Origin of the sequence: Paraburkholderia sp. EG287B, assembly GCF_040965595.1 — a bacterium.
In the GTDB taxonomy this organism is placed as follows: Bacteria; Pseudomonadota; Gammaproteobacteria; order Burkholderiales; family Burkholderiaceae; genus Paraburkholderia.
The window spans coordinates 1-255 of sequence record NZ_JBFRCG010000118.1 but is presented as its reverse complement, the minus strand read 5'-3'; the positions used below and the strand labels follow the sequence as shown (position 1 = coordinate 255).

General features: G+C 56.5%; 1 protein-coding gene. It reads right to left on the bottom strand.

Going from position 1 to position 255, the window contains the following annotated elements; translation table 11 throughout:
• Nucleotides 1-255 (bottom strand): group II intron maturase-specific domain-containing protein (locus tag AB4Y40_RS42980; protein ID WP_368693001.1); only part of this gene is annotated, 255 nt, incomplete at both ends.

The following is a 255-nucleotide window of genomic DNA, read 5'->3' as shown; positions in this document are numbered from 1 at the left end:
TTTGTTCGGATGCCGACGCCGCGCCCAGCGCCACAGACATTGCCAAACCGCGTGACTAACTTCAGCAAAGATGCGCTTCGATACACCATGCCGGTGATAGTTCGCCCATCCTCGAAGCAATGGATTGGGCTTGCGTATCAACTCGTCGTGTCGCAGCGTCGCACTGGCCTTCACGGTTTCCCGCAGCTTACGCAGAAAGCGCTGAACGTTTGCTTTGGCTGGCTTGATCAACAGCTTGCCACCATACTTGCGCAC